Source organism: Streptomyces callyspongiae, assembly GCF_047200695.1.
Lineage (GTDB): Bacteria > Actinomycetota > Actinomycetes > Streptomycetales > Streptomycetaceae > Streptomyces.
The window spans coordinates 92840-108584 of the sequence record NZ_JBJZOM010000018.1 but is presented as its reverse complement, the minus strand read 5'-3'; the positions used below and the strand labels follow the sequence as shown (position 1 = coordinate 108584).

The window sequence follows — 15745 nt, the reverse complement described above, 5'->3', positions numbered from 1 at the left end:
GAACCTCACCGTAAATCGGTTGGCCGTGCCGGAACAGACGACCAGAATCGGCCGGATGGGACACGTCGAGGCAGCACATGTGGAGTACTTCCTTCCGGACGGGCGGCTGCTGCTCGCCGACGCGTCCTTCCGGGTCGGGGAGGGGGCCTCGGTCGCCCTGGTCGGCGCGAACGGGGCCGGGAAGACGACGCTGCTCCGGCTGATCGCCGGCGAGCTGACCCCGCACGGCGGCTCGGTCGCCGTGTCCGGCGGCGTCGGCGTGATGCCGCAGTTCGTGGGCGGCATGGGAGCGTCAGGAGCGCCCGGGGAAGAGGGGCAGGACGAGCGCACCGTCCGCGATCTGCTGGTCTCCGTGGCTCCGCCCCGCATCCGGGCCGCCGCGCGTGTGGTGGACGAGGCCGAGCACGCGATCATGACCGTCGACGACGAGGCCGCGCAGCTCGCGTACGCCCAGGCCCTCGCCGACTGGGCGGAGGTGCAGGGCCACGAGGCCGAGACCCTCTGGGACGTGTGCACCACCGCGGCGCTGGGCGTGCCGTACGAGAAGGCCCAGTGGCGCGCGGTGACCACGCTCTCCGGCGGCGAGCAGAAGCGCCTCGTCCTGGAGGCGCTGCTCCGTGGCAACGAGGAGGTGCTGCTGCTCGACGAGCCGGACAACTTCCTCGACGTCCCGGGCAAACGCTGGCTGGAGGAGCGGCTGCGCGAGACCCGCAAGACCGTGCTCTTCATCTCCCACGACCGGGAACTGCTGGCCCGCGCCGCCGACCGGATCGTCAGCGTGGAGCCCGGTCCCGCCGGCAGCGACGTGTGGGTGCACGGCGGCGGCTTCGGCACGTACCACGAGGCGCGGCGCGAGCGGTTCGCCCGCTTCGAGGAACTCCGCCGCCGCTGGGACGAGCAGCACGCCCAGCTCAAGCGGCTGGTGAACATGTACAAGCAGAAGGCCGCCTTCAACTCCGACATGGCCTCCCGTCTGCAGGCCGCACGCACCCGGCTGCGGAGGTTCGAGGAGGCCGGACCGCCGCAGGAGCCGCCGCGCGAGCAGGACATCCGGATGCGGCTGCGCGGCGGCCGTACCGGTGTGCGCGCGGTCACCTGCGAGCAGCTGGAGCTGACCGGGCTGATGCAGCCGTTCGACCTGGAGGTCTTCTACGGCGAGCGGGTCGCCGTGCTGGGGTCGAACGGTTCCGGCAAGTCGCACTTCCTGCGCCTGCTGGCCGGTGACGAGGTCTCCCACGCGGGACGCTGGCGGCTGGGGGCACGGGTGGTCCCCGGCCACTTCGCGCAGACCCACGCCCATCCCGAGCTGGTGGGGCGCCGGCTGCGGGACATCCTGTGGGAGGAGCACGCCCGCGACCGGAGCGCCGCGATGAACGCGCTGCGCCGCTACGAGCTGACGGCCCAGGCCGAGCAGCCCTTCGACAGGCTCTCCGGCGGTCAGCAGGCCCGCTTCCAGATCCTGCTGCTGGAGCTGGCGGGCACGACGGCGCTGCTGCTGGACGAGCCGACCGACAACCTCGACCTGGAGAGCGCGGAAGCCCTCCAGGAGGGACTGGAGCGGTACGAGGGCACGGTGCTGGCCGTCACGCACGACCGCTGGTTCGCCCGGTCCTTCGACCGGTTCCTGGTCTTCGGGTCCGACGGCCGGCTCCGGGAGGTCCCCGAGCCGGTGTGGGACGAGGGACGGGTGGCACGGGCCCGCTAGCGGCGGCTCCCGCCCGCACCTGCCGCGGGCACGGCCGGAGCCGGGTGGGCAGCGGCGTGTTTTGACCGGTGTCCGGCCGCCCGGTATTCTGCCTGTTCGTTGTGTGTATTGGCTTGCTCATTCTCACGTGACGGGCTCTTACACCGGCCGCGAGGCCGCTCACCTGCGACGTGCACCGGACTGCGTCATCCGTTGTGCCGTCAAGGCTGTCGTGATCGGCTCAGGTGGCCCCTGTCAGGACCCAACTCACTGAAGAAGCGAAGGCTACGACCGTGCGTACGTACAGCCCCAAGCCCGGCGACGTTCAGCGCCAGTGGCACGTCATCGACGCCCAGGACGTCGTCCTGGGTCGGCTCGCCTCCCAGGCCGCCACACTCCTGCGGGGTAAGCACAAGCCGGTGTACGCGCCCCACGTCGACACCGGTGACTTCGTCATCGTCGTCAACGCCGACAAGGTGCACCTCTCCGGCAACAAGCGCATCCAGAAGATGGCGTACCGGCACTCCGGCTACCCGGGCGGTCTGCGGTCCGTCCGCTACGACGAGCTGCTCCGGAACAACCCGGAGAAGGCCGTCGAGAAGGCCGTCAAGGGCATGCTCCCGAAGAACGCCCTGGGCCGCCAGATGCTCTCGAAGCTGAAGGTCTACGCGGGCGACCAGCACCCGCACGCTGCCCAGCAGCCCGTCCCGTACGAGATCAGCCAGGTCGCGCAGTAAGTCCGGCCACCCCTTACGACGAAGAAACCTGAGGAGAACCGTGGCCGAGACCACCCCTGAGGCACCCATCGAGGACGTGCACGAGTACACCACCGAGACCCCCGAGGTCCCGGCGGAGTTCACTTCCGAGTCGCTGGCGTCGAGCTTCGGCGAGCCGCAGCCGGCCGCCGGCACCGGCCGCCGCAAGAACGCCATCGCCCGTGTCCGGATCATCCCGGGCAGCGGCAAGTGGAAGATCAACGGCCGCACCCTGGAGGGGTACTTCCCCAACAAGGTGCACCAGCAGGAAGTCAACGAGCCCTTCAAGGTGCTCGAGCTGGACGACCGCTACGACGTCGTGGCCCGCATCTCGGGCGGCGGCATCTCCGGTCAGGCCGGCGCGCTGCGCCTCGGCGTGGCCCGTGCCCTCAACGAGGCGGACGTGGACAACAACCGCGGCCCGCTCAAGAAGGCCGGCTTCCTGACCCGTGACGCCCGCGCCGTCGAGCGCAAGAAGGCCGGTCTGAAGAAGGCCCGCAAGGGCACGCAGTACAGCAAGCGCTGACGCTCGCGCTGGCTGGAGCCGCCCTCCGAACGCCCCGTCGGCACCCCCGGTGCCGGCGGGGCGTTCGTCGTACGGCGGGTCGGATCCGGGGGAGACGGGGCGTATACCTGACGATGCCGGAGCAATGGGGCTCCCGGCGCTTGGAACGCGGAGGAATCACGTGGCAAGACTCTTCGGTACGGACGGTGTGCGCGGTGTCGCCAACGAGGATCTGACGGCCGAGATGGCGCTCGGGCTGTCGGTCGCGGCGGCCCACGTCCTCGCCGAGGCGGGAACGTTCGAGGGACACCGCCCCGTCGCGGTCGTCGGGCGGGACCCGCGGGCGTCCGGGGAGTTCCTGGAGGCCGCGGTGGTGGCCGGGCTGGCCAGTGCCGGCGTCGACGTACTGCGGGTCGGGGTGCTGCCGACGCCCGCGGTGGCGTACCTGACCGGCTCCCTCGGCGCGGACCTGGGCGTCATGCTCTCCGCCAGTCACAACGCCATGCCCGACAACGGCGTGAAGTTCATCGCCCGCGGCGGCCACAAGCTCTCCGACGAGCTCGAGGACCGCATCGAGACGGTGTACCGCGAGCACGCCTCCGGCGAGCCGTGGGACCGCCCGACCGGCGCCGGTGTCGGCCGGGTCCGCGACTACGACGAGGGCTTCGACAACTACGTGGCCCACCTGGTCGGCGTGCTGCCGAACCGGCTCGACGGCCTGCGGGTCGTCGTCGACGGCGCCCACGGAGCCGCGTCCCGCGTCTCCCCGGAGGCGTTCGCCCGGGCAGGTGCGGACGTCGTCACCATCGGCGCCGAGCCGGACGGCCTCAACATCAACGACGCCTGCGGCTCCACCCACCTCGACGGACTGCGTGCGGCCGTCGTCGCGCACGGCGCCGACCTGGGCGTGGCGCACGACGGCGATGCCGACCGGTGCCTCGCCGTGGACGCCGAGGGCAACGAAGTCGACGGGGACCAGATCCTCGCCGTGCTCGGCCTCGCGATGAAGGAGGCGGGCACGCTGCGCGGCAACACCGTCGTAGCGACCGTCATGTCGAACCTGGGGTTCAAGCTCGCCCTGCAGCGGGCGGGCGTCGAACTCGTCCGGACGGCCGTCGGCGACCGGTACGTGCTGGAGGAGATGAAGCGGAACGGCTTCTCGCTCGGTGGCGAGCAGTCGGGCCACGTCATCGTCCTCGACCACGCCACCACCGGCGACGGTACGCTGACCGGGCTGCTGCTCGCCGCCCGTGTCGCCGGGACGGGCCGCACCTTGGCCGACCTCGCCGCGGTCATGGAGCGGCTGCCGCAGGTGCTGGTCAACGTCCCCGACGTCGACAAGTCCCGGGTCGGCACCTGCGGCGAGCTGGCTGCGGCCGTCGCGGAGGCCGAGCGCGAGCTGGGCACCACCGGGCGGGTGCTGCTGCGATCCTCCGGCACCGAACCGCTGGTCCGCGTCATGGTGGAGGCGCCCGAGCTGGAGACGGCGCGTGCCGTCGCCGACCGGCTCGCCGACGTCGTCAAGAGCGCGCTCGGCTGAAGGGCCCGCGGGGCGGGAACGTCCCGCCGGATCGGAAATGTCCGTGGCGTGGGTCACAGTGGGGGGAGGCGTGGGTGCCGGACGGGGCGCCCGCGGATCCGACCCGAGGGCCGCACCATGACACTTGCGATCGAGGCGGAGGGCCTGGTCAAACGCTTCAAGGAGACAGAGGCCCTCGCCGGTGTGGACCTGGCGGCGCGCACCGGGACGGTGCTCGGCCTGCTGGGCCCCAACGGCGCGGGCAAGACCACCGCGGTGCGCATCTTCGCCACGCTGATCCGGCCCGACGGCGGGCGGGCGGCGGTCGCGGGCCACGACGTGGTGCGCGAGGCCGGCGTCGTCCGCTCCCTCGTCGGCCTGACCGGCCAGTACGCCGCGGTCGACGAGAACCTCACGGGTACCGAGAACCTGCTGCTCATCGGCCGGCTGCTGGGGATACGCCGTCGTGACGCGAAGGCGCGGGCGGCCGAGCTGCTGGAGCGGTTCGGCCTGAGCGACGCGGCGGACCGCGCGGTCAAGACCTTCTCCGGCGGCATGCGCCGGCGTCTCGACCTCGCGGCGAGCCTCGTCGGCCGCCCGCAGATCCTCTTCCTCGACGAGCCCACGACCGGTCTCGATCCGCACAGCCGCGGTGAACTGTGGGACATGCTCCGGGGCCTGGTCGCCGAGGGCGTCACGGCACTCCTCACCACGCAGTACCTGGAGGAGGCGGATCGGCTCGCCGACCAGGTCGTCGTCATCGACAGGGGCCGGGTCATCGCGGACGGCACGCCGGACGAGCTCAAGGCGGCCGTCGGCGGCCAGGTTCTCCAGCTCCGGCCGCTGCGGGCGTCCGATCTGGCCACCGCCGCGGCGCTCGTGGCCGAGGCGGCGGGTCCGCAGACGCAGATCGAGGGTGAGTTCGTCACCGCTCCCGTCAACGAACCGGAACTGATGCCGGCGGTGGTGCGGCGGCTCGACCAGGCCGACATCGCCGTCGGGGAACTGGCCCTGCGACGCTCTTCGCTGGACGAGGTGTTCCTCGCGCTCACCGGTCACCGGGCCGAGTCGGAGGCCCCGGAGGGGGAGGACCTTCCGGAAGGTGCCCGCACCGGAGCGGTGGAGGGGGCGTCATGACGGCCGGGACCCTCGCCGCGCCGCTCGACGGCAGCGGCCGCGTCCGTCCTCTCGCCGCCGTGCGCCAGACCGGGACGATGGCCTGGCGGAGCCTGGTGTCCGTCAAGCACAACCCGCTGGAGCTGGTGGACTACAGCATCACGCCGATCATGTTCGTGTTCCTGTTCACCTTCGTCTTCGGCGGTCAGATGGCCGGCTCGCCGGAGGAGTACCTCCAGTACGCGCTGCCGGGGATCATCGTGCAGAACACGCTTTTCATGTCCATGTATACCGCCATGGCCCTCAACAGCGACCTGACCAAGGGCGTCTTCGACCGGCTCCGCAGCCTTCCCATCGCACGGTCCGCGCCGCTGTTCGGCCGCATCACCGCGGACCTGGCGAAGCAGCTGTGGGCGATGGTGCTGATGATCGGCCTCGGCACAGCCCTCGGGTTCGCCATCACCGGCGGCTTCTCGGGGTTCTTCGGCGCAGCCCTGCTGCTGATCGTGTTCGCGGCGGCCGTGTCCTGGAGCGCGGTGCTCATCGGCATGCTGGCCGGCGATCCGGAGAAGGTGCAGGTGTTCGCCTTCACGCTGATCTTCCCGATCACCTTCACCTCCAGTGCCTTCGTGCGGGTGGAGACCATGCCGGGCTGGCTCCAGGCGTGGGTCGACGTCAATCCCGTCACCCATGTGGCCGATGCCTTCCGGGGCCTTCTGGTCGGGGGCGACGTGGGCCGGCCGGTGATGTGGTCGCTGGTCTGGGCGGCCGGGATCGCCGCCGTTTTCATCCCGCTCGCGATGCGCGCGTACCGGGCCCGTGCCTGAGACTGGGGAAAGTCGTGAGGAGAGGGTGTACGTGAGCAGCGTCGCTCTCTAACGTTTCCCTCAGTTGTGTGCCGATCCTCAGGGGAAAGACATGTCACCTTCCGAGCCGCGTGTCCTGCACCGCAGACGTCCCTACGACGCCACCGCCCCGTCCGCCGCCATGTACGGCGGCAGCTTCGCCTACGACGAGATGGTGGAGGAACTGCCGGACGACGACCTCGCCGAGGTCCTCGAGGACACCTTCGAGAAGCACCGCACCGGCGACGAGCCCGACGTGGACGAGGCCGAGTACCTGGCGATGGTCCAGGAGGCGGTCGACGGCCTGCCGCGCGAGGGGTGAGAGCGCCGGCGCGGCCCGCGGCATCGTAGGCTGCTGGGCATGTGCGGAATCGTCGGTTACGTAGGAGGGCAGTCCGCCCTCGATGTGGTCATCGCCGGGCTGCGCCGGCTCGAGTACCGGGGCTACGACTCGGCCGGCGTCGCGGTGCTCGCCGACGGCGGGCTCGCCGCGGCGAAGAAGGCGGGCAAGCTCGCCAATCTGGAGAAGGAGCTCACCGAGCGCCCGCTGCCGAGCGGGCCCACCGGCATCGGTCACACCCGCTGGGCCACCCACGGCGGGCCGACCGACGCGAACGCCCACCCCCACTCGGACAACGCCGGCCGGGTCGCGGTCGTCCACAACGGCATCATCGAGAACTTCGCCGCGCTGCGGCAGGAGCTGGCGGAGCGGGGCCACGACCTCGCCTCCGAGACCGACACCGAGGTGGTCTCCCACCTCCTGGCCGAGTGCTTCTCCGCCGCCGGGGACCTCGCGGAGGCGATGCGGCAGGTGTGCCGCCGTCTGGAGGGCGCGTTCACGCTGGTCGCGGTCTCCGCCGACGACCCCGACGTGGTGGTCGGCGCCCGCCGCAACTCCCCCCTGGTGGTCGGCGTCGGCGACGGCGAGAACTTCCTCGCCTCCGACGTCGCCGCGTTCATCGAGCACACCCGGGAGGCCATCGAGCTGGGCCAGGACCAGGTCGTGGAGCTGCGCCGGGAGGGCGTCACCGTCACCGACTTCCACGGCGCGGCCGCCGACGTGCGCCGCTTCCACGTCGACTGGGACGCGTCCGCCGCGGAGAAGGGCGGCTACGACTACTTCATGCTCAAGGAGATCGCGGAGCAGCCGAAGGCCGTCGCGGACACTTTGCTGGGCCGTATCGACGCCGCCGGCGAACTGCGGCTGGACGAGATCCGCATCCCGGACTCGGTGCTGCGCGAGATCGACAAGGTCGTCATCGTGGCCTGCGGCACCGCGTTCCACGCCGGGATGATCGCCAAGTACGCGATCGAGCACTGGACCCGCATCCCCTGCGAGACGGAACTGGCCAGCGAGTTCCGTTACCGCGACCCGATCATGGACTCGCGGACGCTGGTCGTGGCGATCAGCCAGTCCGGCGAGACGATGGACACCCTGATGGCGCTCCGGCACGCCCGCGAACAGGGCGCGAAGGTGCTCGCCATCTGCAACACCAACGGCTCGACGATCCCGCGCGAGTCCGACGCCGTGCTCTACACGCACGCCGGGCCCGAGGTCGCGGTCGCCTCCACGAAGGCCTTCCTGACCCAGCTCGTGGCCTGCTACCTGGTGGCGCTGTACCTGGGGCAGGTGCGCGGCACCCAGTGGGGCGACGAGGTGCTGGCCGTCATCAAGGAGCTCTCCGCCATGGGCACCCATGTCGAGGAGGTGCTCACCACCATGGAGCCGGTGCGGGAGCTGGCGCGCGGTCTCGCCGACAAGAACACCGTCCTCTTCCTCGGCCGGCACGTCGGCTATCCGGTGGCGATGGAGGGTGCGCTCAAGCTGAAGGAGCTCGCCTACATGCACGCCGAGGGCTTCGCCGCCGGCGAGCTCAAGCACGGCCCGATCGCGCTCATCGAGGAGGACCTGCCGGTCGTCGTCGTGGTGCCGTCGCCGCGCGGCCGGTCGGTGCTGCACGACAAGATTGTTTCCAACATCCAGGAGATCCGCGCGCGCGGTGCCCGCACCATCGTCGTCGCCGAGCGGGGCGACGAGACGGTACGGCCCTACGCCGACCACCTCATCGAGATCCCGCGCACCCCGACGCTGCTGCAGCCGCTGGTCGCCACGGTGCCGCTGCAGGTCTTCGCCTGCGAACTGGCCACGGCCCGCGGCAACGAGGTCGACCAGCCGCGCAACCTCGCCAAGTCCGTCACCGTCGAATGACGCCCGGGGGGAACCGGTGATCATCGGGGTGGGGATCGATGTCGCGGAGATCGACCGGTTCGCCGCGGCGCTCGAGCGGACGCCGCAGCTCGCCGACCGGTTGTTCCTCGAGGCCGAGCTGCGTCTGCCCGGCGGGGAACGCCGGGGCGTCGCCTCCCTGGCCGCCCGGTTCGCGGCCAAGGAGGCCCTGGCCAAGGCGCTCGGGGCGCCGCGCGGCCTGAAATGGACGGACGCGGAGGTGCTCCAGGCGGACTCCGGACAGCCGTCGCTCCGGGTCTCCGGCACGGTGGCCGCACGTGCCGCCGAACTCGGCGTGGCACGCTGGCATCTCTCCCTCAGCCACGACGCCGGCGTGGCCTCGGCGGTGGTCGTCGCGGAGGCGTGAGGCGCCCGCACCGCGGCGGCTGCCGTGACGTCCTGCCCGGCACGTACTGCCCGGCACGGCACGGGCCGCCACACTGGGGTGCATGAGGACTGCCTACCGCGTGGAGACCGTTCGTGCCGCCGAACGGGAGTTGATGGCCCGCCTCCCCGACGGAGCGCTGATGCGGCGCGCCGCCGCCGGCCTGGCGGCCGCCTGCGCGGGCATGCTGCCCCGGGTGTACGGCGCCCGTGTGCTGCTGCTCGTCGGCAGCGGCGACAACGGCGGCGACGCCCTCCACGCGGGTGCGCGGCTCGCCCGGCGCGGTGCCGGGGTGACGGCAGTGCTGCTCGCCCCGGACCGCGCGCACCCCGGCGGTCTCGCCGCGCTGCGCGCCGCAGGCGGCACCGTGACGACCCCTGAGCGGGCGGGAGCGGCCGTCGACCGGGCCCGTCTCGTCGTCGACGGCATCGTCGGCATCGGCGGTACGGGCGGACTGCGGCCGGAGGCCGCGGCGCTGGTGCGCCGGGCCGAGGCGGCGGGCACGCCCGTCGTGGCCGTCGACCTGCCCAGCGGCGTCGACGCGGACACCGGGGAGGTGCACGGGGAGGCGGTGCGCGCCGCCGCGACCGTCACCTTCGGCGCCTACAAGCCGGGCCTGCTCGTCGATCCGGCGAGCGGGCACGCGGGGGCACTGCGGCTCGTCGACATCGGCCTCGGCCCGTACCTGCCGGAGGAAGCCGCGGTGGAGGCGGTGCAGCACGCGGACGTGGCGGCCCTGCTGCCGCGGCCTTCGGCGGAAAGCGACAAGTACCGGCGGGGCGTCGTCGGGGTGGTCGCCGGCTCGGCCCGCTATCCGGGGGCGGCGGTGCTCGCCGTCGCCGGCGCGCTGCGGGGCGGTGCCGGCGCGGTCCGCTACGTCGGTCCGGCGGCCGACGCCGTGGTGCGGCGCTTCCCCGAGACGCTCGTCGCGGACACCTCCCCGCACGGTGCGGGACGCGTGCAGGCATGGGCCGCCGGCCCGGGGCTGGGGGACGGTGCGGAGCAACGGCACGCGCTGGAGGAGGTCCTCGCGTCCGACGTCCCGGTCCTCGTCGACGCGGACGGCCTGCGTCTGCTGGACCCCGGCACGGTGCGCGCCCGGTCGGCGCCGACCCTCCTCACCCCGCACGCCGGCGAGGCCGCCGCCCTGCTGGGCGTCGCACGGGAGGAGGTGGAGGCCGGACGGGAGGCCGCCGTCCGCGCGCTCGCCGAAGGGCTCGGCGCGACGGTGCTGCTGAAGGGGTCGACGACGCTGATCTCGCCGCCCGGAGGGAAGGGCCCGCTGCGGGTGAACGCCACCGGCTCGCCGCGGCTCGCCACGGCGGGCTCCGGCGACGTGCTCTCGGGGCTGACGGGCGCACTCCTCGCGGCGGGCCTGCCGACCTGCGAGGCCGCGTCCGCCGGCGCCTACCTGCACGGCCTCGCCGGCCGGGCGGCGCCCTTCCCGACGACGGCCACGGACGTGGCGGACGCCCTGCCGCAGGCATGGGACGGGGTGGCCCGCGAGACCGCGCCCGGCTGAGTACCCGGACGTACCCGGGCCGTTGCTCCCGTCGGGGGAAACCGGCGGGCGCCGGGGTGAATCCGCCGCGACCGGTGCACCGCGTGCGACGTGCGCGGGATGCCTACGGCGTGCGCTCCAGAACCGAACCCCGTGCCTTCCGCTTCCGCGCCGCGGCGCTCGCCGCGCTGACGGCCGTGCCGCTCGCACTCGGCGGTGCCGCCGGTGCCCGGGCGCTGCCCGGCGACGGCCCGATGCCGCGCGGTCACGTGCCGCAGTCCGAGCTCGTGCCCGGCTATCCGCTGCCGGCCAAGCAGCCGTACCAGCGCGGCACTCCCGACCAGGGTGCCTTCCCGCCCTCGGCGACCGGTTCCGTCACCGACGGCTCCACCGGCCCGGACCCGCGGCCCCGGTCCGGGCCGCGGCTGGACGCCGCGCCCGGCGACGGCCGTCGTGCCCGGTCCCCGCAGCCCCCCACCCCGGGTGCCGCGTACGCCGCGCCCACCTCGCTGATCGAGTACGTGCCGCCGGGCGAGCAGGTCCGCGCCGGTGAGCCGGAGGCGAAGAAGCCGCGGTGCAGCCGTTCGACGGGCCCGTACCAGAAGTTCGTGGAGCGGCGTCTGGGACTGGAGCCGGACGGCGTGCAGTCGCGGAAGGACTGCCGCGCGATCCAGGAGTACCAGACGAAGGTGGGCATCTACCCCAACAGCGGGTTCGCCGGGCCGGTCACCTGGAAGGTGATGACCCTCCGGTGGGCGCGGGCGCACCCCGAGAGGCTGCGCGGCTGTCCCGACCGGGACGGTGTGGTCGCCTGCATGGCCCTGAGCCGTCAGCTGATGTGGGTGGAGGAGGGCGGCGAGATCGTCTTCGGGCCGGTCCCGATCCGCAGCGGCAAGCCCGGCTACGAGACCCGTACCGGCTGGCACACCATCTTCCGGCGGGTTCGCCACGAGCACTCCACCCTCTACAACTCGCCCATGCCGTTCAGCCAGTACTTCGACGGCGGCCAGGCGCTGCACGGGGTGTACGACGACCTGTACACCGGCCCCGGTTCGCACGGCTGCGTGAACCTGCGCTACGAGGACGCCCAGCGGCTGTGGAAGGTGCTGGCGAAGGGCGACAGGGCTTACGCCTGGGGGGCGAAGCCCAATCCGTGACCGTGCCGGCGGACGGCGGCCCGCAGGCTGCGGAGCCCTGCCGCCGGGCCCCTGAGAGACTGGGCGGGTGAGCGACATCTCCCCGGCCCCGGCCGCTCCGGCGCCGTCCCCTGCCGACGCCCCGCGGCCCGCGGGCACCCGGCGCGCCCGTGCCGAGATCGATCTCGGCGCGGTGCGCGCCAACGTGCGTGCCCTGCGGGACCGCGCCGCCGGGGGCGCGGAGCTGATGGCGGTCGTCAAGGCCGACGCGTACGGGCACGGCGCCGTGCCGTGCGCCCGGGCCGCCCGCAGTGCCGGCGCCGCCTGGCTGGGAGCGGCGCTGCCCGAGGAGGCGCTCGCGCTCCGTGCGGCGGGCGACCGCGGCCCCCTGCTGTGCTGGCTGTGGGCGCCGGGCGGTCCCTGGCGGCAGGCGATCGAGGCGGACATCGACGTGGCCGCGAGCGCACGCTGGGCCCTGGACGAGATCGTGACCGCCGCCCGGGAGGCCGACCGGACCGCCCGGGTGCAGCTGAAGGCGGACACCGGTCTCGGCCGGAACGGCTGCCAGCCCGCCGACTGGCCGGATCTGGTCGCCGCGGCGCGCGCCGCGGAACGCGAGGGAACGGTGCGCGTCACCGGCATCTGGTCGCATTTCGCCTGTGCCGACGAGCCCGGACACCCTTCCATCGCGCCGCAGCTCGCCGCGTTCCGGGAGGCACTGGCCACCGCCGCGCGGGCCGGTCTCGATCCCGAGGTGCGGCACATGGCCAACTCCCCGGCGACCCTCACCCTGCCCCAGTCCCATTTCGACCTGGTGCGGCCGGGCGTGTCCGTGTACGGGCTGTCGCCGTCCCCCGAGGTCGGGGTATCCGCCGATCTCGGGCTGCGCCCCGCGATGACGTTCAGCGCCTCGCTCGCGAACGTCAAACGGGTGCCCGCCGGGCACGGCGTCTCGTACGGCCACGCGTACACCACTCCCGGGGACACCACGCTCGCGCTCGTTCCCGCCGGGTACGCCGACGGCGTGCCCCGTCACGGCTCCGGCACCGGCCCGGTGCTGGTCGCGGGCAAGTGGCGTACGGTCGCCGGCCGGGTGGCGATGGACCAGTTCGTGGTCGATCTCGGCGGCGACGCGGCACGTGCCGGTGACGAGGCCGTGCTCTTCGGGCCGGGGGACCGCGGCGAGCCCACGGCGGAGGACTGGGCGCGCGCGGTGGGAACGATCGGTTACGAGATCGTCACCCGGGTCGGGGCGCGCGTGCCGCGCGTCCACACGGGCGGGGACGCGAGCGGTGCCGAGAGGGAGTGAGCGTGTGGCGGACGCGGCGGGGCAGGCGGCCGGCCGCCCGGCGGGGTGGGCCCGGCGGGCGGGCATCGCGGGAGTGGCGCTCGGCGTGGTCGCGGCCGGGTTCGCCGCGGAGCGGCTGACGGTCAACCGGGCCGTGCGGCGCCGGGCGCGCCTCGCGCTGGATGCCGCGGGCCCGTTCGGTGCGCTGCGCGGCACTCCGGGCACGGCCGTCGCGGACGACGGCACCGCCCTGTACTTCGAGGTCGACGAGCCGTCCGACCCCGACCGCCGCGAGGAGGCGGCCGGGAGACCGACCGTGGTCTTCTCGCACGGCTACTGCCTGAACCAGGACGCCTGGCACTTCCAGCGGGCCGCTCTCCGCGCGGCCGGCACGCACCGCTGCGTGTACTGGGACCAGCGCAGCCACGGCCGTTCCGGGCGGGCGACGCCGGGCGAGCCGGTGAGTATCGACCGGCTGGGGGAGGACCTGCGGGCGGTGCTGGACGCGGCCGTCCCGCAGGGGCCCGTGGTGCTGGTGGGCCATTCGATGGGTGGCATGGCGGTGATGGCGCTGGCCGAGCACCATCCCCGGTTCGTGGCCGAGCGGGTGGCGGGTGTCGCCCTCCTCAGCACGTCGGCCGGGCGGCTGGGCGAGATCACCTACGGCTTCCCGGCCGCGGGGGTGCGGGCGGCGCGGCGCCTGGCGCCCGGTGTGCTGCGGGCGATGGCCGCGCAGAGCGGGCTGGTGGAGCAGGGGCGGCAGGCGGCTTCCGACACCTTCGCCACCCTGGTGCGCCGCTACTCCTTCGGCACCGCCCGGGACGCCGACCCGACGGTCGCGCGGTTCGTGCAGCGGATGATCGAGGCGGTGCCGATCGACGTGGTCGCGGAGTTCTACCCGGCGTTCGGCGACCACGAGAAGACGGCGGCGCTGGCGGCGTTCGCCGGGGTGCCGGCGCTCGTCCTGACCGGTGACGAGGACCAGGTGATACCGCCCGGTCACAGCGAGGGCATCGCGGCGGTGCTGCCGGACGCGGAGCAGGTGCTCGTCGAGGGGGCGGGGCACCTGGTGCCGCTGGACCGGCCGGAGACGGTCGACGCGCACCTGGCGGCCCTGCTGGCGCGTACCATCCGGACGCATGGAAGCACCGCAGCACAGCGCACGTCCGCCGCACGCGCCGCAGGCCGAGCACGCCGTCCTCGTGGAGACCGCTGACCGGATGCGGGACCTCGGTCAGCGGCTCGCGAAGCTGCTGCGCCCGGGCGATCTGGTGCTGCTCACCGGTGAACTGGGAGCGGGCAAGACCACTCTGGCGCGCGGGCTGGGCGAGGGTCTGGGAGTGCGGGGCGACGTCACCTCGCCCACGTTCGTCATCGCCCGGGTGCACCCCTCGCTGTCGGACGGTCCTGCCCTGGTCCATGCGGACGCCTACCGTCTCGGCGGCGGGCTGGAGGAGATGGAGGACCTCGACCTCGACGTGTCGCTGCCCGAGTCGGTCGTCGTCGTGGAATGGGGCGAGGGGAAGGTCGAGGAGCTGACCGACGACCGGTTGCACGTGGTCATCGAGCGGACGCTGGGAGCGGACGCCGTGCCCGAGGGCGGGGAGGAGCACGACGTGCGGCGGGTCCGTGTCACGGCGGTGGGTGACCGGTGGGCGGCGGAGGACCTGACGGTCCTGGGCTGAGCCGCGGAGGGTTCCGGGCCCGCGGAGGTTTCCGACAGTGCGTCGGGAAGAGGTTGCGCCGGTGGCGAGGGGCGTGGTCCCATGGAGGTCAGACCCAGGTTAGGTCTGCCTAACTTCCGGAGGTGGCCATGTCGACCGAGGAGTCGGCCGAGGAGCGGCAGCGTCCCCACGCGTGGCACCAGTCGCCGTCGATGAACGAGCTGCTGGCGTCCTGCGCCGCGGCGGACGCCGTCTCCACACCGCCCGAGCGGCTGCCGTACGGCGAGGGGCCGGAGGAGCGGCCGGAGCCGGACGCTCCGGACGGACTGCGGACCGCACCCCGGCGCGAGGCGGCCTGACCTTCCGGGGGCGGGTGCGGGGCGGCGCGACACTCCGCAAGGGGCGTGCGCGGCCACGCCACCTGCTCCCTCGAACCGGTGAAATCGGATGCTGCGCTCAGCGCACCACGACGACCGGAGTGCCGAGCGCCCCGAACGCCCACATCGCCTCGCCGTCCGCCGTCCGCTCCCGGACGCCGCCGGTCTTCCGCGACGGATCGGGATGCGGCGTGGAGCCGTCCACGGCGGCACTGAATCCGACCACGGTGTTCCCCGCGTAGCCGAAGACCACTACGTGCTCCACGACCACACCGTCCGTCCCGATGATCTTGTCGGTGCGGGAGGTGACCTCGTAGCGGCCCGGCTCCGGGTCCACCGTCCCCGGCCACACCCGGTACGTCCGCTCGACCTCGCCGTCCGGCCCCACCAGCCAGACGCGGTCCCGGTCGAGCGCGTACACGACCCGCTCGCCCTGTCCGGAGTCGGCGGGCAGGCGGCGCGCCCGCCGGGCCGGATCGGCCGAGGGACCGGGGGACGCGGACGCCGTCGCCGCGCCGCGCGCTCCCGGGGCGGCCGACCGGCCGTCGCCGTCCTGGGCCGCCCCCGCCCGGTAGGCGAGGAAACCGACCACCGCGAAGGCGAGGGCGGTCACTCCGGCGACGAAGACTCCCGCGCCTCTGCCGTTGTCCGCCACGGTTCCGCCGCCTTCCGTTGCTGTGATCATCCGTCCCGCGCCGCCGACGGTAGCAGCGTCCCGGCGCCGCCCGACGCCGCGCCCGCCG

16 protein-coding genes are annotated in these 15745 nt (G+C 73.6%); 15 read left to right on the top strand and 1 reads right to left on the bottom strand.

The window, feature by feature from the left end:
- Positions 1 to 55 precede the first annotated feature (55 nt).
- The 15 genes from ACL06G_RS17910 to ACL06G_RS17840 all read left to right on the top strand — a co-directional run bounded on the left by ACL06G_RS17910 (position 56) and on the right by ACL06G_RS17840 (position 14984).
- Positions 56 to 1705, top strand: a complete 1650-nt coding sequence (locus ACL06G_RS17910; protein WP_412786930.1) for an ABC-F family ATP-binding cassette domain-containing protein — start codon at positions 56 to 58, stop codon at positions 1703 to 1705.
- A 272-nt stretch (positions 1706 to 1977) separates the two neighbouring features.
- Positions 1978 to 2421 carry a 50S ribosomal protein L13 gene (gene rplM, locus ACL06G_RS17905; RefSeq protein WP_412786931.1) on the top strand — a complete coding sequence of 148 codons (444 nt, stop codon included), beginning with the start codon at positions 1978 to 1980 and terminating at the stop codon, positions 2419 to 2421.
- A gap of 40 nt (positions 2422 to 2461) precedes the next feature.
- Entirely contained in the window at positions 2462 to 2965 is a 504-nt protein-coding gene (gene rpsI, locus ACL06G_RS17900) for a 30S ribosomal protein S9 (RefSeq protein ID WP_412786932.1), read from the top strand.
- Between the two features lie 160 nt (positions 2966 to 3125).
- Positions 3126 to 4484, top strand: coding sequence for a phosphoglucosamine mutase (gene glmM, locus ACL06G_RS17895; RefSeq protein ID WP_412786933.1), 1359 nt, complete (start codon positions 3126 to 3128; stop codon positions 4482 to 4484).
- A 117-nt stretch (positions 4485 to 4601) separates the two neighbouring features.
- Complete coding sequence (locus tag ACL06G_RS17890; protein ID WP_412786934.1) at positions 4602 to 5600, top strand: ATP-binding cassette domain-containing protein; 999 nt, start codon at positions 4602 to 4604, stop codon at positions 5598 to 5600.
- Positions 5597 to 6406 carry an ABC transporter permease gene (locus ACL06G_RS17885; RefSeq protein WP_412786935.1) on the top strand — a complete coding sequence of 270 codons (810 nt, stop codon included), beginning with the start codon at positions 5597 to 5599 and terminating at the stop codon, positions 6404 to 6406. Before ACL06G_RS17890 ends, ACL06G_RS17885 begins: the two co-directional genes overlap by 4 nt.
- 91 nt (positions 6407 to 6497) lie before the next feature.
- Positions 6498 to 6746 (top strand): hypothetical protein, encoded by a 249-nt coding sequence (locus tag ACL06G_RS17880; protein ID WP_412786936.1) that lies wholly within the window; start codon positions 6498 to 6500, stop codon positions 6744 to 6746.
- 39 nt (positions 6747 to 6785) lie between these two features.
- A complete protein-coding gene (glmS, locus tag ACL06G_RS17875) occupies positions 6786 to 8633 on the top strand; it encodes a glutamine--fructose-6-phosphate transaminase (isomerizing) (RefSeq protein ID WP_412786937.1) in 1848 nt (615 codons plus the stop codon).
- A gap of 16 nt (positions 8634 to 8649) precedes the next feature.
- The gene (locus tag ACL06G_RS17870; protein WP_412786938.1) at positions 8650 to 9018 is read left to right on the top strand and encodes a holo-ACP synthase; all 369 of its coding nucleotides are present in this window, start codon (positions 8650 to 8652) and stop codon (positions 9016 to 9018) included.
- Positions 9019 to 9100: 82 nt separating this feature from the next.
- Complete coding sequence (locus tag ACL06G_RS17865) at positions 9101 to 10558, top strand: NAD(P)H-hydrate dehydratase (RefSeq protein ID WP_412786939.1); 1458 nt, start codon at positions 9101 to 9103, stop codon at positions 10556 to 10558.
- A gap of 110 nt (positions 10559 to 10668) precedes the next feature.
- Positions 10669 to 11694 (top strand): L,D-transpeptidase, encoded by a 1026-nt coding sequence (locus ACL06G_RS17860; RefSeq protein WP_412786940.1) that lies wholly within the window; start codon positions 10669 to 10671, stop codon positions 11692 to 11694.
- Positions 11695 to 11851: 157 nt separating this feature from the next.
- Positions 11852 to 12982: an alanine racemase gene (alr, locus tag ACL06G_RS17855; RefSeq protein WP_412787020.1), complete on the top strand. Its 1131-nt coding sequence runs from the start codon at positions 11852 to 11854 to the stop codon at positions 12980 to 12982.
- 4 nt (positions 12983 to 12986) lie between these two features.
- Positions 12987 to 14177, top strand: a complete 1191-nt coding sequence (locus ACL06G_RS17850; protein ID WP_412786941.1) for an alpha/beta fold hydrolase — start codon at positions 12987 to 12989, stop codon at positions 14175 to 14177.
- A complete protein-coding gene (tsaE, locus tag ACL06G_RS17845; protein WP_412786942.1) occupies positions 14101 to 14646 on the top strand; it encodes a tRNA (adenosine(37)-N6)-threonylcarbamoyltransferase complex ATPase subunit type 1 TsaE in 546 nt (181 codons plus the stop codon). Before ACL06G_RS17850 ends, tsaE begins: the two co-directional genes overlap by 77 nt.
- A 128-nt stretch (positions 14647 to 14774) precedes the next feature.
- A complete protein-coding gene (locus ACL06G_RS17840; RefSeq protein WP_412786943.1) occupies positions 14775 to 14984 on the top strand; it encodes a hypothetical protein in 210 nt (69 codons plus the stop codon).
- Between the two features lie 97 nt (positions 14985 to 15081).
- Here the strand turns inward: ACL06G_RS17840 and ACL06G_RS17835 are convergent, their stop codons facing one another.
- On the bottom strand, positions 15082 to 15687 hold the full coding sequence (locus ACL06G_RS17835) for a hypothetical protein (protein WP_412786944.1): 606 nt from the start codon (positions 15685 to 15687) through the stop codon (positions 15082 to 15084).
- Positions 15688 to 15745: the final 58 nt, after the last annotated feature.